22 protein-coding genes are annotated in these 26,146 nt (G+C 73.2%); 8 read left to right on the top strand and 14 right to left on the bottom strand.

All coding sequences use genetic code 11. The annotated features are described in order from the left end of the window. Positions 1-74: 74 nt before the first annotated feature. The 7 genes from I601_RS09195 to I601_RS09165 form a co-directional block, all read right to left on the bottom strand. Positions 75-659 (bottom strand): hypothetical protein, encoded by a 585-nt coding sequence (locus I601_RS09195; protein ID WP_068108547.1) that lies wholly within the window; start codon positions 657-659, stop codon positions 75-77. A gap of 4 nt (positions 660-663) precedes the next feature. Beyond that, positions 664-2,454, bottom strand: coding sequence for a choice-of-anchor P family protein (locus I601_RS09190; protein WP_157520003.1), 1,791 nt, complete (start codon positions 2,452-2,454; stop codon positions 664-666). Further along, on the bottom strand, positions 2,451-3,158 hold the full coding sequence (locus I601_RS09185; RefSeq protein WP_068108542.1) for an ABC transporter ATP-binding protein: 708 nt from the start codon (positions 3,156-3,158) through the stop codon (positions 2,451-2,453). The genes I601_RS09190 and I601_RS09185 overlap by 4 nt, the downstream gene beginning before the upstream one ends. Beyond that, positions 3,155-4,024 (bottom strand): ABC transporter ATP-binding protein, encoded by an 870-nt coding sequence (locus I601_RS09180; protein ID WP_084527384.1) that lies wholly within the window; start codon positions 4,022-4,024, stop codon positions 3,155-3,157. Before I601_RS09180 ends, I601_RS09185 begins: the two co-directional genes overlap by 4 nt. Then, positions 4,005-6,068, bottom strand: coding sequence for an ABC transporter permease (locus I601_RS09175; protein ID WP_218917780.1), 2,064 nt, complete (start codon positions 6,066-6,068; stop codon positions 4,005-4,007). The genes I601_RS09180 and I601_RS09175 overlap by 20 nt, the downstream gene beginning before the upstream one ends. Further along, positions 6,065-7,561, bottom strand: a complete 1,497-nt coding sequence (locus tag I601_RS09170) for an ABC transporter substrate-binding protein (RefSeq protein ID WP_068108539.1) — start codon at positions 7,559-7,561, stop codon at positions 6,065-6,067. Before I601_RS09170 ends, I601_RS09175 begins: the two co-directional genes overlap by 4 nt. A gap of 151 nt (positions 7,562-7,712) precedes the next feature. Continuing rightward, on the bottom strand, positions 7,713-9,236 hold the full coding sequence (locus I601_RS09165; protein ID WP_068108537.1) for an ABC transporter substrate-binding protein: 1,524 nt from the start codon (positions 9,234-9,236) through the stop codon (positions 7,713-7,715). A gap of 196 nt (positions 9,237-9,432) precedes the next feature. On the opposite strand from I601_RS09165, the gene I601_RS09160 reads away from it, so the two are divergent. After that, on the top strand, positions 9,433-11,073 hold the full coding sequence (locus tag I601_RS09160) for a GMC family oxidoreductase (RefSeq protein ID WP_068108535.1): 1,641 nt from the start codon (positions 9,433-9,435) through the stop codon (positions 11,071-11,073). Next, a complete protein-coding gene (locus I601_RS09155; protein ID WP_068108533.1) occupies positions 11,073-12,620 on the top strand; it encodes an aldehyde dehydrogenase family protein in 1,548 nt (515 codons plus the stop codon). The genes I601_RS09160 and I601_RS09155 overlap by 1 nt, the downstream gene beginning before the upstream one ends. A 73-nt stretch (positions 12,621-12,693) precedes the next feature. Here I601_RS09155 and I601_RS09150 read toward each other — a convergent pair whose 3' ends face one another. From I601_RS09150 to cysS, 3 genes are read right to left on the bottom strand one after another with little or no spacing between them, the layout of a single operon-like run. Continuing rightward, positions 12,694-14,517 (bottom strand): metallophosphoesterase, encoded by a 1,824-nt coding sequence (locus tag I601_RS09150; protein ID WP_068108530.1) that lies wholly within the window; start codon positions 14,515-14,517, stop codon positions 12,694-12,696. Continuing rightward, positions 14,504-15,460, bottom strand: a complete 957-nt coding sequence (gene rlmB, locus I601_RS09145) for a 23S rRNA (guanosine(2251)-2'-O)-methyltransferase RlmB (RefSeq protein ID WP_068108528.1) — start codon at positions 15,458-15,460, stop codon at positions 14,504-14,506. Before rlmB ends, I601_RS09150 begins: the two co-directional genes overlap by 14 nt. Beyond that, entirely contained in the window at positions 15,450-16,877 is a 1,428-nt protein-coding gene (cysS, locus tag I601_RS09140; RefSeq protein ID WP_068108526.1) for a cysteine--tRNA ligase, read from the bottom strand. Before cysS ends, rlmB begins: the two co-directional genes overlap by 11 nt. Positions 16,878-17,112: 235 nt before the next feature. Between cysS and I601_RS09135 the strand changes: the two genes are divergently transcribed. Further along, the gene (locus I601_RS09135; RefSeq protein WP_157520001.1) at positions 17,113-18,447 is read left to right on the top strand and encodes a peptidase C39 family protein; all 1,335 of its coding nucleotides are present in this window, start codon (positions 17,113-17,115) and stop codon (positions 18,445-18,447) included. A 28-nt stretch (positions 18,448-18,475) separates the two neighbouring features. On the opposite strand, the gene I601_RS09130 is transcribed toward I601_RS09135, so the two are convergent. Further along, positions 18,476-20,074 carry a molybdopterin-dependent oxidoreductase gene (locus I601_RS09130; protein WP_237089593.1) on the bottom strand — a complete coding sequence of 533 codons (1,599 nt, stop codon included), beginning with the start codon at positions 20,072-20,074 and terminating at the stop codon, positions 18,476-18,478. A 54-nt stretch (positions 20,075-20,128) separates the two neighbouring features. Between I601_RS09130 and ispF the strand changes: the two genes are divergently transcribed. Both ispF and I601_RS09120 read left to right on the top strand, forming a co-directional pair. Then, the gene (gene ispF, locus I601_RS09125) at positions 20,129-20,644 is read left to right on the top strand and encodes a 2-C-methyl-D-erythritol 2,4-cyclodiphosphate synthase (RefSeq protein ID WP_068108521.1); all 516 of its coding nucleotides are present in this window, start codon (positions 20,129-20,131) and stop codon (positions 20,642-20,644) included. Continuing rightward, positions 20,641-21,372, top strand: a complete 732-nt coding sequence (locus tag I601_RS09120) for an IspD/TarI family cytidylyltransferase (protein WP_068108517.1) — start codon at positions 20,641-20,643, stop codon at positions 21,370-21,372. The genes ispF and I601_RS09120 overlap by 4 nt, the downstream gene beginning before the upstream one ends. 48 nt (positions 21,373-21,420) lie before the next feature. Here the strand turns inward: I601_RS09120 and I601_RS09115 are convergent, their stop codons facing one another. Together I601_RS09115 and I601_RS09110 are read right to left on the bottom strand one after the other, a co-directional pair. Continuing rightward, positions 21,421-22,041 (bottom strand): glycosyltransferase family protein, encoded by a 621-nt coding sequence (locus I601_RS09115; protein WP_237089592.1) that lies wholly within the window; start codon positions 22,039-22,041, stop codon positions 21,421-21,423. Positions 22,042-22,123: 82 nt separating this feature from the next. After that, positions 22,124-22,609 carry a CarD family transcriptional regulator gene (locus I601_RS09110; protein ID WP_068108514.1) on the bottom strand — a complete coding sequence of 162 codons (486 nt, stop codon included), beginning with the start codon at positions 22,607-22,609 and terminating at the stop codon, positions 22,124-22,126. A gap of 234 nt (positions 22,610-22,843) precedes the next feature. Here I601_RS09110 and I601_RS09105 point away from each other — a divergent pair, with 234 nt between their 5' ends. The 3 genes from I601_RS09105 to I601_RS09095 all read left to right on the top strand — a co-directional run bounded on the left by I601_RS09105 (position 22,844) and on the right by I601_RS09095 (position 25,217). Then, the gene (locus tag I601_RS09105; RefSeq protein WP_068108511.1) at positions 22,844-23,767 is read left to right on the top strand and encodes a UbiA family prenyltransferase; all 924 of its coding nucleotides are present in this window, start codon (positions 22,844-22,846) and stop codon (positions 23,765-23,767) included. A gap of 95 nt (positions 23,768-23,862) precedes the next feature. Next, a complete protein-coding gene (locus I601_RS09100; protein ID WP_157519999.1) occupies positions 23,863-24,480 on the top strand; it encodes a hypothetical protein in 618 nt (205 codons plus the stop codon). Beyond that, positions 24,477-25,217, top strand: a complete 741-nt coding sequence (locus tag I601_RS09095; protein ID WP_068108505.1) for a phosphoglyceromutase — start codon at positions 24,477-24,479, stop codon at positions 25,215-25,217. Before I601_RS09100 ends, I601_RS09095 begins: the two co-directional genes overlap by 4 nt. A gap of 258 nt (positions 25,218-25,475) precedes the next feature. Here the strand turns inward: I601_RS09095 and phoU are convergent, their stop codons facing one another. Continuing rightward, on the bottom strand, positions 25,476-26,132 hold the full coding sequence (gene phoU, locus I601_RS09090) for a phosphate signaling complex protein PhoU (protein ID WP_068108501.1): 657 nt from the start codon (positions 26,130-26,132) through the stop codon (positions 25,476-25,478). Between the last annotated feature and the right edge of the window lie 14 nt (positions 26,133-26,146).

Below are 26,146 nucleotides of genomic sequence, written 5' to 3'. Positions count from 1 at the left end.
GGCTGGTGCTGGTTCTGATGGGTCTGGGCCGGTGACTCCCTGTGGTGGGGCGGTGCTGGTGGGCGGTGCTGGGGTCAGGGGCGGCAGACGCGGCAGGTGGTCAGGTGACCGTTCTGCTCGCCGACGGGGTGCAGGTCGCTGCGGTGCGCGATGAGGGAGCAGTCGCGGCGGTGCATCGTGGTGCCCTCACCGGCGGTGACGGGCAGCGCGGAGACGTCGACCCCGTCGTCGCGGGTGGTGGCGGCGCGGGAGGTGACGTCGGCGAGCAGGAGCAGGGTGTCGGCCAGGCGCTTGGAGGACTCGCGCCCGTCGTCGGCGATCCGGGCCAGCCATGCACCGAAGTACAGGAAGCCGCCGCAGAAGGTCAGGCCGAGGCCGAGCATGCCGCCGGAGACCAGGTAGGAGATCTGGTCGTACTCGTAGGGCGTGTTGGCCGCGCCGTACCAGCCGAGCACGATCACCACGAGGCCCAGGGGCAGCAGCACCGCGCCGGCCCAGAAGAGCACGACCTGCAGCAGCCGGTAGTTGTTGTTCTTCAGGGGCGCCGCGCCGCTGCCGCCGCGCGACCCGGCGCGCGGCAGGGAGCCCACCGACGAGGCCCCGGTGCGGGCGCCCGAGGCGGGGACGGTGGAGGCGGGGGCAGGGTTGACGGTGGTCATCGCGTCAGGCCTTTCGGAGATCGGGAAGGCCGCTGTCGAGGCCGTGGGGACAGGCCGTGCCGCCGCCGAGGGCGAGCAGGCCGAGTCGGCGCAGGTAGCTGCCGGCGATGGTGGCGCCGATCAGCGCACCGAGGAGCAGCGCGCCGGGGATGGAGAACAGCGCGGGCAGGCCGGAGCCGACGGGGGCCGCGTCGAGGAGGTCGCCGTCGGCGGACCCGCCACCGTCGCTGCCGGGCACGGCCGGCTCGCCGGGCGTGCCGGCGGTGCCGGCCGATCCGGAGTCGCCGCCCGTGGTGCCCGCGCCGCCCGCACCGCCACCGTCACCGTCGGTGGTCGTCTCGCCGGTCGTGTTGTTGTCGGGCACCTCGCCGCCGGGGATGTCGACGCCCTGGGAGGTGTCGACGACGCTGGTGGCGTTGCCGAGGGTGATGACGATCTTCGGGGAGAGGTTCACCGCGGCGCCGAGCAGGCTCTTGAGCTGGCCGGCCTCCTCGGGGATCTGGTTGATCAGGTCGGCCAGGGCGTTCAGCGGCAGCGCGTCGAGCTGCTTGCGCAGCACGGGGGTGTCGATGACGACCTGGATGCCCTGCACCGTGCTGGTGGCCTTGTCGCCGTCCTTCTCGAACGACGGCTGCGGCAGCAGCAGCTGGAGGCCGAGCGCCTCGAGCGCCTTGCCGGGGTCGGACGGCAGGCCCGGGATCGGGCTGGCCTGGCCGGCGGCCTCGAAGCCGTCGGAGCCGTAGCGGAACTTCTGGCCGGCGATCGTCAGGACGCCGTAGTCGGCGCCGCCGCCGGTGCTGCCCTTGGCGCCGTCGCTGGCCGCCACGGCGCGCGCGGTGATGCCGGAGAGGGTCACCACGCCGCCGAGCAGGCTGACGTCGCCGACGGCCGAGCGCGAGACCGCACGCACCTCGGTGGTCTCGCTGGTCACGACCGACTCGGCGGCGTACCCGCCGAGGTCGACCAGGGCGGCGAGCTGGGCCGGGATCTGGCACTCGACCTCGTCCTCGGCGGCCGCCGAGGACCGCGCCGTACGCCGCTCGCGTGCGGCGGGCGAGGGCGCCGAGGCGTCCGCGCGCCCACCGCTGAGCGAGCCGGTCAGACCGCTGGTCAGCCCGCTGAGCAGGCCGCCGTCGCTGGTCAGGGAGCCGAGCCCGGGGATGGCCGGCATCCCGGGGATCTCGGGCAGGCCGGGCAGTCCGCCCCCGCCGCCGCCGTCACCACCGTCACCGTCGTCGCTGCCGGCGCCGGGCTCGCCCAGGCGGCAGTCGGTGGAGTAGCCCACCTCGGCGAAGGTCTTGCTCTCGGTGGCGCGGGTGCGGTTGACGACGCCCGGGAAGGGCTCGTCGGCCTCGCGCTCGGGGCCCGCGGGGTGGTTGGAGTTCACCTGCACCGGGTAGCCGCGCTCGGCCAGCGGGCCGGAGATCTCGGGCGGGAAGCCCAGGTTCTCGATGATCGTCTTGAACCCCTCACCGACCGCGTCGCCGGGCCAGATGAAGGCCGCGCGGCCGCGGGAGGTGGAGGAGTCGGCCTTGACCACGCTGTAGCCGAGGTTGAGCTCGGCCTGCGGGCTCGCGGGGATCGGGATGGTGGGCTCGTAGATCTCGAGGCGCACCGGGGTGGAGCTGGTGGTGGCGGAGTAGCCGGCGAACGGCGGGTCGCCCTCGGCGGCGCCGGCCGGGCCGGAGGCCAGCGGCAGGCTGGTGCCGACGAGCGCGGTCGCGGCCAGCGAGAGCAGCACCCGCCGCGGCCGGCGTCCCGGGACGATGGGCCGAACAGTGGTCTTGCGGCTCATGCCGCACCTCCCAGGATGACGTCGGACATGGTCTCGAGGACTTCGGCGGGCTCACCGCTGGCCACGATGCGCCCACCCGTCATGACGGCGGCGTAGTCGGAGACGCGCAGCGCGGTGCGGGCGAACTGCTCGATGCAGAGGATGGAGACGCCGGACTCGGCGATCTGGGCGACGGTGTCGTAGAGCTCGTCGACGATCAGCGGTGCGAGGCCCATCGAGAGCTCGTCGAGCAGCAGCAGCGCCGGGTCGGAGGCCAGCGCCCGCGACATCGCGAGCATCTGCTGCTCCCCGCCCGACATGGTGCCGGCGAGCTGCCCCCGGCGCTCGAGAAGCCGCGGGAAGTAGGTGAACGCGGTCTCGAGGACCGCCTCGGTGGACACCCCGGCGTAGGACATCAGGGTGAGGTTCTCCTGCACGGTCAGGTTCGGGAAGACCGAGCGTCCCTCGGGCACGGTGCACAGCCCGAGCCGGGCGAGCTCCTCCGGGCCGGCGCCCTTCACGTGGACGCCGCCGAGGTGCACGTCGCCGGAGGTGGACGACTTCTGTCCCGAGATGACCTTGATCAGGGTGGACTTGCCGGCGCCGTTGGGTCCCAGCAGCGCCATCACCGCGCCCTTCGGCACCGCCAGGTCGACCCCGCGCAGCACCTCGATGCGCCCGTAGGCGGCGTGCAGGTCGACGACCTCGAGGATGGGGACGCTCATCGGGCACCTCCGGTGGCGGGTACGGCGGGCAGCACGGTGGTCTCGTCGCTCACGGCCGGCAGGTCGGTGCGGGTCTCGTCGACCGCGCCCGGAGCGGACGAGGCACCACCCACGGGCTCGACGTCCTCGTCGGGAGCGTAGCCGAGATAGGCCTTCTGGACCGCGGGATCGCGGCGGATCTCGGCGGGCCTGCCGGAGGCGATCACGGACCCGAAGTCGAGGACGTGGATCTCGTCGCAGACCCCCATCACGAGGTCCATGTCGTGCTCGACCATCAAGATGGCGCGGCCCTCGGCGGCCAGGTCGCGCAGCAGGTCGCCGAAGCCGTCGGTCTCGGTCTCGTCGAGGCCCGAGGAGGGCTCGTCGAGCAGCAGCAGCTTCGGGTCGCCGGCCAGGCAGCGGGCCAGCTCGAGGAGCCGCGCGGTGCCGGTGGGGATGGAGTCGGCGCGCTCGTCGGCGTACTCGGCGATGCCCACGCGCCCCAGGAGCGCGTCGACCTCGCCGCGCGAGGACGTCCCGAGGCCGCGCACGGCACCCAGGACGCCGCGGTGGATGTCGGTGGCGACCCGCACGTTGTCACGCACGCTCAGCGACCCGAAGGCCTCGAGGCGCTGGAAGGTGCGACCCATCCCCCGCTTCGAGCGCCGGTGCACCGGCACCGAGGTGACCTTGCGGCCGTCGAAGTGCACGGCACCGCGGGTCGGGCGCTGCAGGCCGGAGATGACGTTGAAGCAGGTGGTCTTCCCGGCGCCGTTGGGCCCGATCAGCCCGGTGACGCGACCCGCCTCGACGGCGAAGCAGGCCTCGTTGACGGCGGTCACGCCGCCGAACTGGACGACGACGTTGTCAACCTCGAGGAGCGGCATCGGCGGGCACCTCCTGGCGCGGGTCGGAGCGGAGCGGGATGTCGTGGGAGCCGTCGGAGTACTGGTCGTCCGCGGGGTCGGCGTGCAGGCCGACGCCGGCGAGCGACGGGGCGGCCCCGGCGTTCGCCTCGGCCTCCTCGCGGACCCGTCGCTGGGCCTCCCCCGGGGCGGGCAGCACCGGGATCCGGGCCCGGATCGAGCTGCCGAAGCGCCGGTCGAGCAGGCGCCCGAGCTTGAAGACCTGGTTGGCCAGGCCGTTGGGGTCGCGCCCCAGGGCGACGGCACCGAAGCCGATGACCGCGAAGATCAACCCCGCCATCGACGGGCTGGAGGACTGGAAGACCGGGAGCAGCATCAGCCCGATCCCGCCCAGGGCCGCGCCGGTCACCGAGGTGACCCCGAAGACGACCGCGAGCAGCAGCAGCGGCAGCGAGTTGAAGAACTGGAACTCCGCCGCCCCGACCGAGCCGCGCAGGCCGGCGTACAGCGCACCGGCGAGCCCGGCCATGCCGGCCGAGAGCCCGAAGAGGCCCACCCGGAACCACCGGGCGTCGAGGCCCAGGGTGCCGCAGGCGGCCGGGCTGTCGCGCAGCGCGATGAGCATCCGCCCCAGGGTGCCGCGGCGCAGCCAGAGCAGGAACAGGCCCATCAGCACGAAGAAGAGCGACATCACCCAGACGTAGGCGGCGCTCGAGTCGATCGAGACGCCGAGCACCGAGAGCCGCTGGGCGTCCAGCGTGCCGTTGAAGCCGAACGCGAAGTCGGCCTGGAAGATCATCTTCTCCATGATCACGCCGAACGCGAGGGTCGACAGCGCCAGGTAGAGCCCGGTCAGCCGGATCACCGGCAGCGCGACCAGGGCGCCGACGCCGGCGGCGATCAGCGCGGAGAGCAGCAGCCCCACGAGGTTGGGCTGGTCGAGCTTGACGTAGGCCAGGGCGCCGACGCCGGCGAAGGTGAACTGCGCCAGCGAGACGTGGCCGCCGTAGCCGGTCAGCAGCACCAGGGAGAGCATCACCATCGCGTACGTCGCCGCGGTGCCGAGCAGCAGCAGCTTGGACTCGCCCATGGCGGTGGCCAGGAAGGCCACCCCGAGCAGCAGCGCGCCGCCCCAGCCCAGGGCCTTGAACAGCGAGGGCTGCGGGGCGGAGACGATGCCCTTGACCTGGCCGATGCGCAGCTGGGCCTGGGGCATCGCGACGATGACCACGAAGAGGAAGAGGGCCGGCACCACGTTGCGCACGCTGTTGAGCACGCCCTCGGTGGGCAGGTAGCCCGACGCGTAGGAGGTGGTCAGGCCCAGCACCATCGCGCCGAGGAAGGTCATCGGCAGCGACTTGAGCTTGCCGAGCATGGCGGCGGCGTAGGCGTTGACCACCAGCAGGGTCAGGGCGTAGTAGTCGAGCCCGACGGTCGAGACCAGCAGCACCCCGGCCAGGGCGGCCAGCGAGGTGCCGATGGCCCAGGACAGCGCGGCGACCTGCTCGGGCTTGCCGCCGAAGAGCTTGAGCAGCTCGGGGTTGTCGACGCTGGCGCGCATGGCGGTGCCGATGCGGGTGCGGTTGAGCAGCACGTACAGCCCGACCGCGACCACGCCGGACAGGGCGATGGTGATCAGCTGGTGGGCGGTCACGAAGATGCCGAACATCTCGATGTTGACGCCGGGGAAGAACGGCTGGATCGAGCGCGGCTCGGGCGGCCAGATCTGCGTGGCCAGCCCGATGCAGCCCACGAGCAGGCCCACGGTGACCACCAGGGACACCGACACGGGGCCCTCGCCCAGGCCGCGGGTGACGAAGCGCTGGATGAACCAGCCCACCGCCGGGGCGACCACGAACAGCACCAGGAACAGCGCCAGCCACAGCGGCATCCCCTGGCGCACGCTGAAGTCCCAGAAGACGAAGGACAGCACCATGCCCAGGGCACCGTGGGCGATGTTGAACACCCGGGTGGTGGTGTAGGTCAGCACCAGGCCGCTCGCGGCGATGGCGTACGCCGCGCCGCTGAAGAGGCCGAAGAAGGTGAAGGCCAGGAAGGAGGTCATCGGACCGTCGTGATCCCGTTGCAGGTGTAGCTGCGGCTGCCCTGGGCCACGAACTTGCCGCCCTTGACGGTCAGGAAGCGCCAGCACTCACCGGTCTGGCGGGGGCCGACCTGCTGCTTGGAGTGCAGCCCGTTGGCCGTCCAGTCGCTCACCTTGTTGAGCGAGGCGACGAGCGTGCCCCGGTTGAGCTGACCGCCCAGGCCGGTGGCCTCCTGCACGAAGAGCCGTGCGGCGGACCAGGCGAAGGCACCGAAGAAGGTCGGCTTGGCGCCGGGCTTCACCTGCTGCAGCCACGAGGTGTAGAGCTGCGTCTCCTGGTTGGAGGAGGCCTCCTCGAAGGGCACGAAGTTGGTGAAGAGCGTGGTGCCCTCGACGGCGGCGCCGCCGCTGAGGTACTCGCTGGTGTACGCCGTGGGGTCGAGCATGTAGATGTCGGGCTCGTAGCTCTGCTGCTCCATGGCCTGGGCCAGCTTGACGGCCTGCGACGCGGCGCCGATGAACTGCACGTAGCCGACGCCGCGGTCCTTGAGCTGCTGGACGTAGGGCGCGTAGTTGAAGTCGGAGACCTCGATGGCCTGCTCGTAGACGAACTTCATGCCGCGCTGGGTCATGGCCTGCATCTGCAGCTTGCCGTTCTCGACCGCGGCGCCCGCGTTGACGTAGAGCATCGCGCCCTTCTGCGAGGCGGCCTTGAAGTTCTTCAGCACGTAGTCGGGCACGGCGTTCTGGAACTGGTTGGCCACCGTCGACTGGGCGCCGAAGCAGGTCTTGCAGGCGCTGCGCGCCTTGGTGACCGAGGCGGAGCGGATGTCGGGCAGGCCGCAGCCCTCGGCGGCGCTGGCGCCGCCGGAGTCGAAGGCCGACATCGAGCCGACCATCGCGAAGACGTTCTCGCACCCGTCGGCGTAGGCCTGCTGGTCGGCGCCGGCGTCGGTGCGGCTGTCGTAGTTCTTCAGCACCAGCGAGCGGCCGCAGATGCCGTCGGGGTTGGACTTGTTGTAGAAGGCGACGTACGCCTTCGTGGCGTCCTGCGCGGCCTCGAAGAGACCGGGCACGGGCCCGGAGATGTCGGAGGCGTTGCCGATGGTGATCGTGGAGTCGGTGATCCCGGGGCCGTTCTTGAAGCCGTCGCAGGACGCGGCCTTGCCGCCACCGTCGGCGGAGCTGGCCCCGCCGGGGTCGGTGGTGCTGCCGCTGCCGCCGCCGCTGTCGGTGCCGCCCGTGCTGCCGGAGGAGCCCGAGGAGCCCGAGGTGCCGCTGGAGCCGTCGGTCCCCGGGACGCCACCCGCGCCGGGGTCGCCCCCGACCACGGTGCCGTCGTCACCGACGACGCCGGTGCCGCCCACCGTGGTGCCGCCGACCGTGCCGCCCGCGGTGACGACGTCGTTGGGGTCGAGCTGGGAACCGCAGGCCGCGAGGACCAGGCAGAGCGCGCCCGCCGCGACGGCCGAGGCGGCACGTCGGGCATCACGAGTGGGTCGGCGAGCGGACACTGGGCCTCCAGAAACTAGAACGTGTACTAGTTCTTAACGATAGGGCTTCAGGAAGGTGACGGGGGGCACATCGAGATGTCCGGACATTTCTTCGCTTCCCACCCCGGCAGGGGTGGCGGACGGTCCGGAGCGCCCCCGGCGGCCCGCGTCCTCACTCGACGGCCGTGGTGCCGTTGCACAGGTACTTCGAGCCGCCCACCGGGACCCAGCGACCGTTGCGGACCTGGACGAAGCGGAAGCAGTCCCCCGTGTGCTTGGGCCCGACCCGCTGCGGGGCGTGCAGCCCGTTCGCGGTCCAGTCGTCGACCTTGCGCACGGCGTCGACCAGCGCCGAGCGGCTGACCCGGCCGCCGAGGGCGGCGATCTTCTCGACGAAGAGACGCGCCGCCGACCAGGAGAAGACCCCGAAGAAGTCGGGGACCGCGCCCGGCTTGGACTGCTGCAGCCAGTCCAGGTAGAGCCGGGTCTCCGCGCTGCGTCCGGCCTCCTCGAACGGGACGAAGTTCGTGTAGACGGTGGCGCCCTCGACGGCCTCGCCCCCCTGCTCGATGAGCCCGGGGTTGTAGGCGGTGGGGTCGAACATGAACACGTCCGGCTCGTAGGCCTGCTGCTCCATCGCCTGGGCCATCCGCACGAACTGCGGGACGGCGCCGATCATCTGGACGTAGCGGATGCCCTTCTCCTTCAGGGCCTGGACGAAGGGGGCGTAGTTGAACTCCGAGACCTCGATGCCCTGGACGTACTTGAAGACCATGCCGCGCTTGGTCATGGCCTGCGGCATGATCCGGCCGTTCTCCGCGGAGGCGCCGGCGTTCACGTAGAGCATGGCCGCCGACCTCGCCGCCGCCGGGAAGTTCTCCAGCGCGTAGTCGGCGACGGCGTTGTTGACCTCGCCCGCGATCGTGGACTGGGCCCCGAAGCAGGTGGCGCAGGCCTGTCGGGCGTGGGTGACGCCCGTCGAGCGGAGGTCGGGCAGCCCGCAGCCCTCCGCGGCGCTCGCGCCACCGGAGTCGAAGGCCGACATGGAGCCGACCATCGCGAAGACGTTCTCGCACGCGTCGGCGTAGGCCTGCTGGTCCGCCCCGGCGTCGGTGCGGCTGTCGTAGTTCCTCAGCACCAGCGACCGCCCGCAGATGCCGTCGGGGTTGGCCGCGTTGAAGTAGGTGACGAAGGCCTTGGTGGCGTCCTGGGCGGCCTCGAAGAGACCCGGCACCGGCCCCGAGATGTCCGAGGCGTTGCCGATGGTGATGGTCGAGTCGGTGATCCCCGGCCCGTTCGAGAAGCCCCGACAGCTCCCCATCGCCACCGGCGCCCCGCCGTCACCGCCGCCTCCGGGCCCTGCGCCACCCGCGCCGGCGCCACCCCCGGTCGCGCCGGAGCCGGAGTCCACCCCACCTGCGGAGCCGGCGCTCGCGGCACCGCCCACCGACCCGGCGGTGCCCGGCACGGACCCGCCGCCCGAGGAGTCCGGGCCCGTGGCGTCGTAGCCGGCGGCGTCCGTCCCGCCCGGGCCCGACCCGGCGTACCCGCCGGCGCCACCGACGCCGCCGGCCAGGTCGCCGGGTGCGACCTGCGACCCGCAGGCGGCCAGCACGAGCGCCAGCACGAGAGCCAGCACGCCGGTCGGTGCGGCCGGCAGGCGCGTGGAGCCGCGCCGGGAGAGGGACGGACGCACGGGGCGACCTCCTGGTCGGGTGGCTGGGCTCGGCCTGTCGACCTCCCAACGAGCCGCAGCGCCCCGAGTGACGTGGATCACAGGACGTCTGCACCACCTGGGGTGAGTCCGGGGGCCCAGGGGCGTTGTGACCCGGACCACGCCCCCGTACGTTCGACAGTGCGCGCGGGTGGCCCGCGCCTGGCGAGGAGGGCCGATGAGCGAGCGTGAGAGCTTCGACTACGTGGTGGTGGGGGCCGGGAGTGCCGGGGCGGTGCTGGCCGCCCGGCTGACGGAGGACCCGGGCACCTCGGTGCTGCTGCTCGAGGCGGGCGGGAAGGCGGAGTCCGACCACATCACGATCCCCGCGGCGTTCCCGAACCTCTTCAAGACCAAGTGGGACTGGAACTACCAGACCACCGAGCAGAAGCAGCTGGGTCGGCGCGCCTACTGGCCGCGGATGAAGGCGCTCGGCGGCTGCTCGTCGATGAACGCGATGATCTACATCCGCGGCAACCGTCTCGACTACGACACCTGGCGCGACGAGCACGGCGCGCACGGCTGGGGCTACGACGACGTGCTGCCCTACTTCCGTCGCGCCGAGACCAACAGCCGCCTCGGCGGGCCCTTCCACGGCCAGGACGGACCGCTGCACGTCGAGGACCGCGGCTACACCCACGAGCTGACGCAGGCCTGGGTGGACTCGGCGGTGGCCAGCGGGATGGCCCGCAACGACGACTTCAACGGCGCCGACCAGGAGGGCGCCGGGCTCTACCAGGTCACCTGCCACCGTGGCCGGCGCTGGTCGACCGCCCAGGGCTACCTGGACCCGGCGATGGGCCGGCCCAACCTCACCGTGCGCACCGGCGCGCTGGCCGAGAAGGTGGTCGTCGAGGGCGGCCGCGCCGTGGGCGTGCGCTACCAGCACGGCCGCACCAGCCAGACGGCGTACGCCGCCGCCGAGGTGCTGCTGTGCGGCGGGGCGGTGAACAGCCCGCAGCTGCTGATGCTCTCGGGCATCGGCCCCGGGGCGCACCTGCGCGAGGTCGGCGTCGACGTGGTGCTCGATCAGCCCATGGTCGGTGCGAACCTGCACGACCACCCTGCGCTGCCGCTGGTCTTCGAGACCCGCGGCACCACCGACCTGGTCGAGCTCAACACCCTGGGCACCTTCGCGCGGGCCAAGCTGCTCGGGCGCGGACCGCTGACCTCCAACGTCGGCGAGGGCGGCGGGTTCTGGCGCAGCCGCGAGGGGCTGAGCGCCCCCGACCTGCAGGTGCACGTGGCCCCGACCGGCTTCTGGGACAACGGGCTGCACGAGCCCACGAGCCGCAAGGTGACCGTCGCCCCGACCCTGGTGCACGTGGCCAGCCGCGGCTCCGTGCGGCTGCGCTCCACCGACCCGCACTGGCACCCCGACATCGACCCGGGCTACTACGACGACCAGGCCGACCTCGACGCGATGACGTCGGGGGTGCGGCGGATGCTCGAGACCGTCGCCACCGGCCCGCTGGCCGACCTGGTGGCCGGGCCGGGGATGCCCACCATGGCGTGGGCCACGCGGGGCGGCGCCGACCCCACCGACGCCCAGATCGTCGAGCACGTGCGGGCCCAGACCCAGACCCTCTACCACCCCGTGGGCACCTGCGCGATGGGTGACGACGACCGGGCCGTGGTCGACCCCGAGCTGCGGGTCCGCGGGATCGAGGGGCTGCGCGTGGTCGACGCCAGCGTGATGCCGATGGTCACCCGCGGCAACACCAACGCCCCCACCATCATGATCGGCGAGAAGGCCGCGGACCTGCTGCGCGGGCGAGCGCCCGTCGCCGCCGGCGGCCACCAGAGGAAGGCGTACTGATGAGCGAGCACACCGAGAGCCCGGACAAGCTGGAGTCGATGGACCCGGCGACCGGCGACGTCGTGGGCGTGCACGCCGTGGACGACACCGCCTCGGTCGACGCCGCGGTCGCCCGCGCCCGGGCCTCGGCCGGCTGGTGGGCCGGCCTCGGCTTCGACGGACGGGCCGAGGTCCTCGGCCAGTGGCGGGCGGTGCTGACCCGCCGGATGGCCCAGCTCGCCGACGTCGTGCACGCCGAGACCGGCAAGCCGCACGCCGACGCCCAGCTCGAGATCGGGCTGGCCATCGACCACCTCGCCTGGATCGGCTCGAAGGCCGAGAAGGTGCTGGGGCGCCACCGGGTCTCCTCGGGGCTGCTGCTGGCCAACCACTCGGCGTCGGTGGAGTACCGGCCGCTGGGCGTGGTCGGCGTGATCGGCCCGTGGAACTACCCGGTCTTCACCCCGATGGGGTCCATCGCCTACGCGCTGGGCGCCGGCAACACGGTGGTCTTCAAGCCCAGCGAGCTGACCCCGGGCGTCGGGGTCTGGCTGGCCGACAGCCTGCGCGAGGTCGTCCCGGACCAGCACCTGCTGCAGACGGTGATCGGCTGGGGCGAGACCGGGGCGGCGCTGTGCCGCGCCGACATCGACAAGCTGGCCTTCACCGGCTCGACCGGGACCGGCAAGAAGGTGATGGCCGCCTGCGCCGAGAACCTCACCCCGGTCGTCATCGAGGCCGGCGGCAAGGACGCGCTGATCGTCGACGAGGACGCCGACCTCGAGGCCGCCGCCGACGCCGCTGCCTGGGGCGCCTTCTCCAACGCCGGGCAGACCTGCATCGGGGTCGAGCGGGTCTACGTGCACGAGAAGGTCCACGAGGAGTTCGTGGCTCTGCTCTCCGAGAAGGCCCGCGCCGTGCACGCCGGCACCGACGCCGACGCCAAGCTCGGCCCGATGACGATGACGTCGCAGCTCGAGGTGGTGCGCCGTCACGTCGACGACGCCCTGGCCCGCGGCGGACGTGCCGTGGTCGGGGGCCCGGAGCCGGTGGACGAGCGCTTCGCCCAGCCCGTCGTGCTCGTCGACGTGCCCGAGGACTCGCTCGCCGTCACCGAGGAGACCTTCGGCCCCACGGTCGTGGTCAACAAGGTGGCCTGCATGGACGAGGCCATCGAGCGCACCAACGCCGGCAAGTACGGCCTGGGCGGGGCCGTCTTCTCCGGACGCCGCGGCCCCGAGATCGCGCGCCAGCTGCGCTCGGGCATGACCTCGGTCAACTCCGTGATCGCCTTCGCCGGCATCCCCTCGCTGCCCTTCGGCGGCGTCGGTGACTCCGGCTTCGGTCGCATCCACGGTGCCGACGGACTGCGCGAGTTCACCTACGCCAAGGCGGTGACCCGCCAGCGGATGAAGCCGGTGCTCAACCTGACCACCTTCGAGCGCACCACCGAGCAGGACACGCTCTTCGTCACCCTGCTCACCGCGCTGCACGGGCGGGCCAGCCAGATCAGCAAGCGACCGCTGCGCGAGCGGGTGCAGGCGGTCCGGGACCGGCGCCGCGGCTGAGCGGGAGAGTTTCATCGGCCGGCCGATGAAGCTCCCGGGTGGCCGATGAAGCTTCATCGGCCACCCGTCAGCTTCAGCGAGCGGCGGGGTTGCGGGCCCGGGACGAGCCCGCCGGGTCCGCCGGCGCCCCGTCGTCCAGGCCCTCGTCGGGTCCGTCGCCGGGCGCGATCGGGCCCGGTGCGGGGCCGTCGGTGGGCGGGTCGTCGGGGTCCTGGCCCGGGGGCGGTGCCAGCTCGGCGAGCTCGATGTAGTCGTCGACGACCCAGACGCCGTTGGTCTGCAGGTTGACGGTCTGGATCCCCACCGGGCGCCCGTCGCGGTAGGTGATCAGGCTCACCTGCGCCTCGCGGCGGATCTTGGAGCCCAGCGCGATCGCGTACGCCGCCCCGCCCGTGGTGCCCATCGTGAAGCGGTACCCGGTGCGCGGCTCGGTGTCCGCGCCCGGATCGGCCTCGTCGCCGCGGCGCTCCGCGGGGGTGTCGGCCACGACCGGGGTCGGACCCTCCTGGACGTGCAGGTGACCGCCGACGACCAGCTCGACGCAGCCGCGGCGCAGTGCCTCGGAGGCCAGGTTGGCGTCGTGCACCAGGACCGTGTCGATCGGCTCGTCGGCCTCGCAGGCGGCGTCGGCGAGCCGCTCGCCGACCTCCTCGAAGCTCAGCCCTCCCTCGTCGCGCCAGCTGCCCAGACCGCTGGAGCGGGGGTCGGCGACGCCGAGCAGGGTGCCGCCGCCGGGGCCCTCGACGACCTCGCCGTCCAGCATCTTCCAGCCCTGCTTGGCCAGGTAGTCGGCGACGAAGGTGCCGTTGTCGTGGTTGCCGGCCACGCCCCAGCGCGAGACGTCGTCGAACGCCGCGGAGACCGAGTCGAGCGAGAAGGCCTCCCAGCTCGCACCCGTGGAGGTGTCGTCGCCGCCGTCGAGGACGCCGGTCGCGCCGGCGGTGTCGCCGACCGCGCGGGCCACGGCGTCCATCTGGATGTTGTCGTGGCGGTCGCTGACCATCGTCACCACGACCTCGTCCTCCTCGGGCGTGCGCAGCTCGAGGTCCGCAGCCGCCTCGGCGGCCTTGGCGTAGAACGTCTGGGACTTGTCGTAGGTGTTGATCGCCGACTCGATGAGGCGCCGCGACTGGTTCGTGGTCGCGTCGGCGCGGATCTCCACGCCCTCGACCTCCTCGGGCAGCGGCACCCCGGGGCCGACGAAGTCGGCCAGCGGCACCCACTCGCGCTCGTCCTCGGCGGCCGCGACCGCGTCGTCGGCCGGCGTCCAGGGCTGCCAGAGCCCGAGCGCCATCGCCAGGACGAGCAGCGCCACGAGCGCGCCGTACGGGGTGGGCAGGCGGCGCAGCAGCTCGCGTCGTCGGCGCTGGCCCAGCAGCACCCACACCAGCACCGGCACGGCGCCGATCACCAGCCCGCGCAGCAGCGCGTCGAGGGCCATGTCCACGATCGCCGAGCGGAGCTTGGCCTCGGGTCCCTCGGGGGCGGAGGCGATGAGGGCGTAGCGCTGGGCCAGCTCGCCGGTGCTGGCCGCCTCGGTCTTGCCCAGCTGCACCGAGATGCCGATCGGGAGGCCGAGCGGGGGGCGGGCGGAGATCCGCAGGTCGGGCAGCACCGGGCCGGTGCGCAGCTCGACCTGCCCGCTCAGGGTCGGGCGGACCACCGAGTCGTGGCTGGCCAGGCTGACCTCGCGCTCGCTGCTGAGGAAGAGGAAGCCGGTCGCGAGCAGCGACCCGCCGAGCCAGACCGCGAGGACGGTGAGCACGACCGCGCCGCGCACGGTGTGCCCGAGCAGGCCGCGGCCCTGCTTCCCAGCCGGCCGCGGGTCCTGCTCCTCGGCAGGACCTGCGGCGGCGGCTGCCGGGTCGACCCCGACGTCCGGGTCAGGCGCGGGCACGGGCGATCGCGTAGAGGGTCACGCTGGCCGCGACGCCGGCATTGAGGGACTCCAGCTGGTTGGCCATCGGGATCGAGACCAGCTGGTCGCAGTTCTCCGCGACCAGGCGCGAGAGCCCGTTGCCCTCGGAGCCGATGACGATCACGAGCGGACCGGTGGCCAGGTCGAGGTCGGGCAGCGCCACCTCGCCGTCGGCGGCCAGGCCCACGACCATGCAGCCCGAGTCCTGGTACTCCTTGATCTGGCGGTTCAGGTTCACCGTCTGGGCGACCGGGATGCGCGCGGCGGCGCCGGCGCTGGTCTTCCAGGCCGAGGCCGTCATGCCGGCCGCGCGGCGCTCGGGGATGACGACGCCGTGCGCGCCGAACCCGGCCGCGCTGCGCACGATCGCGCCGAGGTTGCGGGGGTCGGTGACCGAGTCGAGCATCACGATCAGGGCCGGCTCGCCCATCTCCTCGGCGCGCAGGATCAGGTCGTGCGGGTCGGCGTACTCGTAGGAGGGGATGCGGGCGGCCAGGCCCTGGTGGACCGCGCCCTTGGTGAGCCGGTCCAGCTCGCCGCGGCCGACCTCGAGCAGGCTGACGCCCTTGTCGGCGGCCAGCGCGAAGACCTCGCGCAGCCGGCCGTCGCGCTCGGCGCCCTCGGCGACGTACACCGCGCTGACCGGGACGCCCTCGCGCAGCGCCTCGAGCACCGAGTTGCGTCCGGCGATCCACTCGGCGTCGCTGCTGCCGCGCTTCTTCTGCGACCCGCCGCGCGACTGCGGGCGGTTCTTCTCCGCACGCTTCGCGTCGTGGTGGGCCTGGTGGTACTCGCGGTCCTTGGCCTTCGGCGTCGGGCCGCGGCCCTCGAGGCCGCGCTTGACGCGGCCCCCGGAGCCGGCGGTGGGGTTGCCCTTGCCCGTCTTCTTGATCGCGCCCTTGCGCTGGGAGTTACCGGCCATTGATGAGGCTCCACTTCGGTCCGTCGGGGGTGTCCTCGACCTCGATGCCGGCGTCCTTGATGCGATCGCGGATCGCGTCGGCGCTGGTGAAGTCCTTCGCGGCCCGGGCGGCGGCCCGTTGGTCGAGGAGGCCGGCGACGAGGACGTCGACGGCGTGGGTGAGCTGGTCGTCGGTGCTGCTCGCGCCGCCCCAGGTGGGGTCGGCCGGGTCGAGCCCGAGCACGTCGAGCATCGCGCGCACGGAGGCGGCGTTGCCGCGCAGGGCGGCGGTGTCCACGGTGGTGTCGGCGAGCAGCTTGTTGCCCTCACGCACCACGTCGAAGATCGCGGCCACCGCTGCCGGCGTACCGAGGTCGTCGTCCATCGCGGCCACGAAGTCGGCGCAGTGCATGCCGCCGGCGGGGATGTCCCCGACGACGGCGCGGGCGCGCTCGAGGAAGGCCTCGACGCGGCGGAATCCGACCGCGGCCTCCTCGAGGGCCTCGAAGCTGAACTCGACGTGGCTGCGGTAGTGCGCGGCGACCATGTAGTAGCGCAGCTCGATGCCGCGGAAGCGCTCGAGGACGGCGGGGATCACCAGGCTGTTGCCCAGCGACTTGCTCATCTTCTCCCCGGCGGTGGTGATCCAGGCGTTGTGCATCCAGTACGACGCGAACTGCTGGCCCGCGGCGCGGCTCTGGGCCTGCTCGTTCTCGTGGTGCGGGAAGCGCAGGTCGACGCCCCCGCCGTGGATGTCGAAGGCAGCGCCCAGGTACTTGCCGGCCATCGCCGAGCACTCGATGTGCCAGCCGGGGCGACCCGGGCCCCACGGGGACGGCCAGGCCGCGGTCTCGGGCTCGGAGTCCTTCTTCCAACCCTTCCACAGCGCGAAGTCGCGGGGGTCGCGCTTGCCGCGCGGGTCGGCGTCCTCGGCGGCCTCCATGTCGTCGAGGCCCTGCCGGGTCAGCTCGCCGTACGACGGCCAGGAGCGGACGTCGAAGTAGACGTCGCCGGAGCCGTCCTCGGCGGCGTAGGCGTGCCCGCGCTCGACGAGCGTCGCGATGAGCTCGATCATCTCCGGCACGTGCCCGGTCGCGGCCGGCTCGTAGCTCGGCGGCAGCACGTTGAGGGCGGCGTACGCGCGGTCGAGCTCGCGCTTCATGTCGTAGGCCAGGTTCCACCACGGCCGGCCCTGCTCGGCGGCCTTGGTGAGGATCTTGTCGTCGATGTCGGTGACGTTGCGGATGAAGGTGACCTCGAGGCCCTGGTGGCCCAGCCACCGGCGCAGCACGTCGAAGTTGACCGCCGAGCGCACGTGTCCCACGTGCGGCTCCGACTGCACGGTCAGGCCGCAGACGTACACGCTCGCCCGACCTGCGTGCAGGGGGACGAAGTCGCGGACGTCGCGCGTGGCGGTGTCGTAGAGCCGGAAGGTCACCGAGCAAGTGTAGGAGCGCGCCGCGCCGCGTCCCGCATCCCCACCCGGGCCGCTTCGCCACGGCTCCGCCGGTTGTCCACAGGCCGGCCGGCGGGGAGTTTCATCGGCCGGCCGCTGAAGCTGGCGGGTGGCCGATGAAACTTCATCGTCCCGGCAGGAGGTTCATCGGCCGGCCGATAGAACTCCACCCGATCGGCCTGTGACGCAAGTGACGCGTGTGACGTACCGTGACCTCGTGCTCCGACAGGTCCTCCCCGCCGCCGCGCTCGCCCTCGTGGCCACCGCGCTGTCCCCCGCCCCCACGTCGTACGCCGCCGACGGCGGCGCGCAGCCCCCTGCCGCCCGCAGCGCGAGCGCGACCGGCACCGCAGGGCGGGCCGACGTCGCCGCCCGCCGCGGCACCACGCGCAAGATCAACCACCAGGCCTGGGACGGGTCGGCGCAGCTGAAGAAGGGCCGCTTCGCCGCGGCCCGGGTCAAGCGCGGACGGGTCTTCGCGCAGCCGGCGGCCTCGACGCGCTCCCGCGCGCTGGACGGCACGTCGTACACGACCTCGCGCTGGGACGGCCCGTGGCACCGCCCCGGCTTCTCGTTCACCGAGCTGATCGCCTCGTGGGAGGCCAAGACGCCCGGGGACAGCTGGATCGAGGTCGAGGTCAAGGGCCGCGCCGCCGACGGGCGCCGCTCGTCGTGGGACCTGATGGGCCGCTGGGCCTCCGGCGACAAGTACGTCGAGCGCACCACCGTCTCGGGCCAGGACGACGACCTGGCCTCGGTCAACGTCGACACCTGGCGCGCCCCGGCCGGCCTGGTCGCCTACCGGCTCCGGGTCACCCTCGGGCGCAAGGCCGGCGCCTCCACCAAGCCCCCCAGCCTCGGCATGGTCGGCGCGATGGCCTCGCGACTCCCGTCGGGCTCGGTCAGCGCCTCCAAGCCCGGCGTCGTCAGCAACGCCGGCGGCAAGGTGCTCGCCGTGCCGACGTACTCGCAGATGATCCACCAGGGCCACTACGCCAAGTGGGGCAACGGCGGCGAGGCGTGGTGCTCGCCGACGTCGACCTCGATGGTGCTCGGCTACTACGACGCGCTGCCCAGCGCCAAGGACCGCGGCTGGGTGCCCGAGGGCCATCCCGACCCGTGGGTCGACCACGCGGCGCGGATGACCTACGACCACGGCTACGACGGCACCGGCAACTGGCCCTTCAACACCGCGTACGCCGCCCGCCAGACCGGCGCGGCGTTCGTGACCCGGCTGCGCAGCATGCGCGAGGTCGAGCAGCTCGTGGCCGCCGACATCCCGGTGGTCGTCTCGATCGCCTTCGGCCGCGGCGAGATCAGCGGCACGCCGATCAGCGCCTCCAACGGGCACCTGCTGGTGGTCGTCGGCTTCACCCGCGACGGCGACGTCGTGGTCAACGACCCCGCGGGCGCCAACAACGGCGCGGTGCGCCGCACCTACGACCGCGGCCAGCTCGAGAACGCGTGGCTGCCGCGCTCCGGCGGCACGGCGTACGTCATCACCGACGCCGACCACCCGCTGCCCGCACCGGAGAAGCACTCCAACTGGTGAGGGCCCGCCCGCCCGTCGCGGGCCGGCCCTAGTCGGTGTCGGTCGCGGTGAAGTCGACCGCGTCGAGGCCGGTGGCGCCGTCGGGCAGCACGTCGCGCTCGACGTCGGTCTGGACGTTGCCGTCGGCGTCGGTGGCCCGCACCCGCACGACGTGGTCGCCGGGCGCCACGTCGGTGGTGCCGGCCCACTGCACCCACGTGTCGGCGCTGGGCACCTTCCCGAGCGTGGCGGGCACCCACTCGCCGTCGTCGACGGAGAACTCGACCGCCGAGACGCCGGTGCCCTGCATCCAGGCCACGCCGCCGAAGGCGATCTTCCCGGCCGGCAGGCTCTCCCCCGAGCGCGGCACGTCGATGCGCGAGGCGATCTTGACCGGCCCCTGCTCACCCCACCCGCGCTGGGTCCAGTACGCCGAGAAGTCGGCGAAGCGGGTCACCTCGAGGTCGACGACCCACTTGGTCGCCGACACGTAGCCGTAGAGCCCCGGCACCAGGGTGCGCACCGGGAAGCCGTGCTCGATCGGCAGCGCCTCCCCGTTCATCGCCACCGCGAGCATCGCTCCGCGGTCGTCGGTGAGCGCGGCCAGCGGGGTGCCGCAGGTCCAGCCGTCCTCGGAGGTCTGCAGGACCGCGTCGGCGCCGTCGAGGACGCCGGCCTCGGCGAGCAGCTCGGAGGTCAGCACGCCGGTCCACAGCGCGTTGCCGACGAGGTCGCCGCCGACGGGGTTGGAGACGCAGTTCAGCGTCACCCACGCCTCGGTGCGCTCGCGGGCCAGCAGGTCGTCGTAGGTCAGCACGATCTCGCGCTCGACCATCCCGTGGATGCGCAGGCTCCAGTCGACCGGCGCGATCGCGGGCACCACGAGCGCGGTGTGGATCAGGTAGAACTCGTCGTTCGGGGTCTGCCACGGCGCGATGGCCTGCAGGCCCAGGCTGGCGCCCCGCGGCGCCGGGGTCAGCCCGGCACCCTCGATGCGCAGCAGCCGCCGGGTCTCCTCCACCGCGCGGCGACCGGTGCCCAGCACCTTGCCCGCGCCGGCGACGGCCACCGCCGCGCCCGCCACGAGCACCGCGCGGACCAGGAACGTACGCCGCCCCTGCGGCGTCGCGGCCCCGTCGCCGTACGCGTCGGTCCGGGGCTCGGGGGCCTCGGTCGCGACGGGGCCGCCAACGCCGGCGGGGTCAGCCGCTCGGTCGGCGCGGCGCAGCGGGGCGACCAGCAGCGCCAGCACGAGCAGCCACGTCAGGTAGCCGACTACCACGGGCAGCAGGTCGACGGTGGTCGAGCCGCGCTGGGCGATCACGGCCGCCGCGGTGAGCAGGGCCAGCACGGAGTAGCCGGCCAGCGGGACCCACCAGCGGGTGCGGGCGGCGCGGCCGAGGGCGGCGAAGACCAGCCCGGCGATCAGGAAGATCATCACCAGGAGCAGCGCCTTGTTCGAGGCACCGAAGAAGCGGATCACGAAGTCGGCGACCGGGCCGGGGGTCAGCCGGATGACGCCCTCGGCGATCGCGACCACCGGGGACTCCCGGATCGTGAGCACCATCGCGGCGGTGTAGCTGGTCGCCAGGCCCGCCAGGCCGGCCACCAGCCCGGCCAGCCGCCACAGTCCTGCCCGCGCCTCCACGCCCCGATTGTGACCCACCCGTCCCCAGGCGTGCTGTTCGGGCATGATTCCCCCGTGACCGAGACGCCGCAGCAGCCCCCCGAGCCCGCGACCGGCGGCGGGTTCCGCGTCGGGATCGGCACCGACGTGCACCGGCTCTCCCCGGGCACCGCGATGCACCTGGCGGGCCTGTCGTGGCCCGAGGAGGACGCCGGGCTGGAGGGTCACTCCGACGGTGACGTCGCCGCGCACGCCGCCTGCGACGCCCTGCTGTCCGCCGCCGGCCTGGGCGACCTCGGCTCCAACTTCGGCACCGCCGAGCCGCAGTGGGCCGGCGCCGCGGGCGTCAGCCTGCTCGCCGAGACCGCGCGGCGGGTCCGCGCGGCCGGGTTCACGATCGGCAACGTGGGCGTGCAGGTGATCGGCACCCGGCCCAGGATCGGCCCGCGTCGCGCCGAGGCCGAGGCGGCCCTCTCCGCCGCCGCCGGCGCCCCGGTCTCGCTCTCCGCCACCACCACCGACGGGCTCGGGCTGACCGGGCGCGGTGAGGGTGTCGCGGCGATCGCCACCGCACTGGTGAGCAGCCGGTGACCGCTCCCACCGCCACCGTGGTCGTCCTCGGCGCCGGGTCCGGGTCGCGCGTGGGCGCCGGGGTCAACAAGGTGCTCCTGCCGCTGGCCGGTCGCCCGGTCCTGGCCTGGTCGGTCCGCGCCGCCCTCGCCACCCCCGGCGTGGGCCGGGTCGTGGTGGTCGCCGCCCCCGGCGAGCTCGACGAGGTCGCCGACCAGCTGGCCGACCAGCTGCCAGGCGACCCGGCTGCCGACCCGGCTGCCGGCGACGTCCCCGGGGTCGAGGTCGGGCTCGTGGAGGGCGGCGCCACCCGGCACGCCTCCGAGTCGCAGGCGCTGCGGCTGCTGGACGCCGACGTCGGGGCCGGACGCACCGACGTGGTCGTGGTCCACGACGGCGCCCGCCCCCTCGCCTCACCCGACCTCTTCGCCGCGGTCATCACCGCGGCCCGCGCGCACGGCGGTGCGCTCCCGGCCGCCCCGGTGACCGGTGTGCTCACCCGCGCCCTGCGGCCCGCGCCCGCCGACCTCGTCGGCGTCCAGACCCCCCAGGGGTTCCGCGCCGAGGCGCTGCTGGAGTCCTACCGGCGCGCCGACGACGACGGCTTCGAGGGCACCGACACCGCCGCCTGCTTCACCCGGTACGCCGCCCTGCCGGTCGTCGCGGTCCCCTCCGGGCCGGCGAACCTCAAGGTCACCTGGCCCGAGGACCTCGCCCTCGCCGAGGAGCTGCTGGCGCGACGCCCCTGACCCCTCCCCGGTCGGGGAGGGGTGAGGCAGCCAGGCGGACGGGTCGGGTCAGGGCGCGGTGAGCGCCTCGAGGACGGTGACGTCCTCGAGGCTGGCGACCCGGCGTCCCTCGGGCGGCGCCAACCGGGTCACGACCGGGAAGCGCTCGGCGAGCGCGGCCACGAGCGTGGCCACGTCGTCGGAGGGCAGGACGTCGAGGGCTGCCACGACGGCGGCCGGGAGGACCACGGGCGAGGTGATCACCAGCAGGTCGTCGCGGTCCGGGCCGTCGCCGATCTCAGAGGGACCCGATCCACCCGGGACGGCGGTCTTGACGGTGTCGGTCACCGGACGGACCCCCACCACCACGGCGTCGCGGCGTACTGCCTCGCGCAGGCAGTCGGCGATGAAGGCCGCGGGGGTCATCGGGCACAGGCAGTCGTGCAGCACCACGGGCTCGCCGGACTCGACCAGGCCGGCCCACTCGGTGCCGAGGTCGACGGGGGTCACCCCGGACTCACCCAGGCCCCAGGCGGCGACCGCGACCAGCGCCTCGCCGTGCAGCAGCGCGAAGGGCAGCGAGCCGCGGTCGGCGTCGAGCACCGCGCCCAGCGCAGCCGGCAGCTCGTCCGGGTCGACCTCGTCGCCCCAGAAGTCGGTCTCGGCGTCGTTCGCGTCGGGTGTGGTCACGAGCAGGAGCCTAGGACGCAGCAACGGTCCCCGGGACATGCCCGGGGACCGTTGGGTGCTGCTCGTGCTGGTGGGAGCGCCTCTAGGAGGCGAGGACCTCGTCGAGGATGATCTCGGCCTTGTCCTCGTTGGTCTGCTCGGCCAGGGCCAGCTCGGAGACGAGGATCTGGCGCGCCTTGGCCAGCATCCGCTTCTCGCCGGCCGACAGGCCGCGGTCACGCTCGCGGCGCCACAGGTCGCGGACGACCTCGGCCACCTTCATGACGTCGCCGCTGTGCAGCTTCTCGAGGTTCGCCTTGTAGCGGCGCGACCAGTTGGTCGGCTCCTCCACGTGGGCGGCCCTCAGGACGTCGAAGACGCGATCCAGGCCTTCCTTGTCCACGACGTCGCGGACGCCGACCAGATCGAGGTTGCAGGACGGCACGCGCACGACCAGGTCCTGCTGGGCCACGATCCTCAGGACCAGGTACTGCCGGTCTTCACCCTTGATGGTCCGCATCTCGATGTCCTCGATGACAGCGGCCCCGTGATTGGGATACACAACCGTTTCGCCGACGGTGAAAGTCATATGTCAGGTTCCCCTTCCTAGAGCACCATCTTACCACGGGTCCGAGGGTGCTCAGTACCGTTTGCGCAGGTCAGAGGCACTATGGGGTCTTGACAGAACGATACGGGCTGTGGTGGCGCCTGTCCACGGTCGCGTGACGCAGCCCACGTCCACGTCCCGGCGCGGCGCGTGAAAGTGCCTCCGACCTGCGCGGACCTCCCCCATCGAGCGCCTGCGGGAGGGATACTGCCGCGCATGGCCCGACCTCACCTCCGGCGTCGACGCAAGGCGGCCCCCGAGCCTCCGGCGGCGGCCGGCAGCACCTCCGCGCCCACCACCGCACCCACCACCGGACCCACCCCAGCGCCCGCCCCTGCGACGTCGACCGCGACCGACACCGCCGAGCGCCCCGCGACGACCGACGTGCCGGGGCCCCCGCCGCTGCCGCGGGCGCGGCGTACCGGCCCGGCGCGGGTGCTCGACTCCACCCCGCTGCTGCTGGCGCAGGCCGCCCACCCGCGCCAGGCGGCCCTGACCGCGGTCCTGGTCACCGTCGCCGCCGCGCTCGCCGACCGGCCGACCCGCGACCTGGGTCTGGTCCTGGCCACCGTGCTGGTGGGCCAGGCGGTGCTGGGCTGGCACAACGACCTCGTCGACCGGCGGCGCGACGCGGCCCACGACACCCGCGGCAAGCCCGTCGCCGACGGCCGCCTCGACCCCGGCACCGTGTGGTTCAGCCTGGCCTGCGGCGTCCTGGCGCTGGTGCCCCTGGCGATGGCGCACGGCACGACCGCCGGGCTGTTCTACCTGTTCTCCGTGCTGATCGGACTGCTCGGCAACCTGACGTTGCGCACCGGGCTGCTGTCCTTCGTCCCGTGGGCCGCGGCGTTCGCGACGTACCCCGCCTTCCTGTCGTACGGCGGCTGGGGCGGTGTCGGCACGGGTGACGCGCCGCAGCCGGCGCTGGTGGTGCTGGCGGCGCTGCTGGGTGTCGGGGTGCACGTCCTCAGCGCACTGTGGGGCCTGGTGCCCGACCACGAGGACGAGTGGACCTACCTGCCGCTGCGCCTGGGGCTCAAGCTCGGCGCCGCGAAGCTGCTGACGGTGACGGCCGTCTACCTGGCGCTGGTCGTGGTCGCCATGGCCTTCGTCGGCACCAGTCTCGGGCTGGCCGCCTGAGGGACCTCCTGACGGGCGCCGGCCCGGACCGCGGTCACCACGACGGCGCGCTGGCGCTAAGGTGGCCGCAGCCGGAACCACGACGAACCGAAGGCATGAGACCCACGATGCTGATCCGCCGCAAGCTCGCGCTGACCACCTGCGCGCTCGCCCTCGCACTCCCGCTCACGTCCTGCGGGTTCGACTACGCGACGGACCGTCCGTACACGCCGGCCGCCGGCGCCAACGAGCGCTCCGCCGAGGTCGACGTCCTCGGTGCCGCCGTCGTGGCCAGCCGCGACGGGGCCGGCACCTTCATCGCCGGCCTGGCCAACAACTCCGCCACCGACGCGATCAGCCTCACCTCGCTCACCGCCGAGGACGGCCAGCTCGACGTCGAGCTGGACCCGCGCGAGATCGCGCCGCTGGGCTACGAGAACCTCTCCGAGAAGGGCAACGGCGTCGCCGTGACCGGCGACTTCGCCGCGGGCGACTACCTCGCGCTGCGCCTGGAGTTCGACAACGGTGAGTCGGTCCGGATCGACGTCCCCGTCGTGCGCGAGTGCGGCGACTTCGAGGGTTTCGACACCGCCTCCGAGGGCGGCGTCGACGAGCCGTACGACTGCGGGCTGCCCGAGCCGGTGCGACAGTTCGGCCCCGACAACGAGGGCTACGTCGGCGACGAGCTCGTCGACGAGGGCGGCGCCGAGTCCGAGCCGGAGAGCACCGAATGAGCACCCTGGTCCTGCTCCGCCACGGCGAGAGCGACTGGAACGCCAAGAACCTCTTCACCGGCTGGGTCGACGTGCCGCTGACCGAGAAGGGCGAGGTCGAGGCCCGTCGCGGCGGTGAGCTGATGCGCGAGGCCGGCGTCCTGCCCGACGTCGTGCACACGTCGCTGCTGCGCCGCGCGATCAGCACCACCGGGCTCGCGCTCGACGCCTGCGATCGGCACTGGATCCCCGTCCAGCGCTCCTGGCGCCTCAACGAGCGCCACTACGGCGCCCTGCAGGGCAAGGACAAGAAGCAGACCCTCGAGGAGTACGGCGAGGAGCAGTTCATGGCCTGGCGCCGCTCCTTCGACACCCCGCCGCCCCCGATCGAGGACGGCACCGAGTTCTCCCAGGCCGGCGACCCCCGCTACGCCGACCTCGGCGACGAGATGCCGCGCACCGAGTGCCTCAAGGACGTCATCGTCCGGTTCCTGCCCTACTGGGAGTCCGCGATCGTCCCCGACCTGCGCGCCGGCAAGGTGACCCTGGTCGCCGCGCACGGCAACAGCCTGCGCGCGCTCGTCAAGCACCTCGACGGCATCGGCGACGACGAGATCGCCGGGCTCAACATCCCCACCGGCATGCCGTTGGTCTACGAGCTCGACGACGACCTGTCCCCCACCGTGCCCGGTGGGCGCTACCTCGACCCGGCCGCGGCCGAGGCCGCTGCCGCAGCCGTGGCCTCGCAGGGCCGCTGAGCCCCACCCGGCTCACCAGCCCCGCACCCACCCCCCAGAACCCGCGAGTCGGCTCAAATATCGCGCTGACCCGGCGCAGATGTCCGCGCGACCCGGCGCAGATGTCGCGCTCAGTCGGCGCGAATGTGCCCAGCAGGCCGGAGCTCGCTGGAGGGCCCATGCGCGCCGACTGAGCGGGCTATCTGCGCCGGATCGACGCGACATCCGGGCCGGGTCGACGCGACATCTGGGCCGGGTCGGCGAGAGATCCGGGCCGGGTCAGGACTCGATGGAGCGGGGGTTCTGGCCGGTGACGACGAAGACGACCCGGTTGGCGATCGAGACGGCGTGGTCGGCGATCCGCTCGTAGTAGCGACCCAGCAGGGCGATGTCGACCGCCGCCTCGACGCCGTGCTCCCAGTCGTCGCCGAGGAGCTGGGCGAAGCTGTCGCGGCGCAGCCGGTCCATCACCTCGTCGTCACGGCCAAGCTCGATGGCCGCCCCGACGTCGCGCTTCTCGATGATCTGGCCGACGCGGCGCACCATGTCCTCGGCGGTCTCGCCCATGGAGGTCATCGTGGCGCGGATCGCGTCGGGCACGGCCACGTTCGGCACCCGCAGGCGCGCGATCTTCGCGACGTGCACCGACAGGTCACCCATCCGCTCGAGCTCGGTGACCATCCGCAGCGCCGCGATGATGACCCGCAGGTCGCCCGCGACGGGCTGCTGCAGCGAGAGCAGCTCGAAGGCCGACTCCTCGACCTTCTCGCGCGCCCGGTCGATCTCGGCGTCCCCGGTGATCACCTGCTCGGCCACCGCGGCGTCGCCGGTCAACAGGGACTCGGTGGCACGGCGTACCGCGATCTCGACCTGCCCGCAGATGCGGGTCAGGTCCTCGAAGACGGCGTCGAGCTGCTCATGGAAGACGTTGCGCATGGGACAGACCCTAG

This window comes from Nocardioides dokdonensis FR1436 (genome assembly GCF_001653335.1).
Lineage (GTDB): Bacteria > Actinomycetota > Actinomycetes > Propionibacteriales > Nocardioidaceae > Nocardioides > Nocardioides dokdonensis.
Note: the sequence above shows the minus strand (reverse complement) of the source record. Positions and strands in the feature narration are given on the sequence as shown.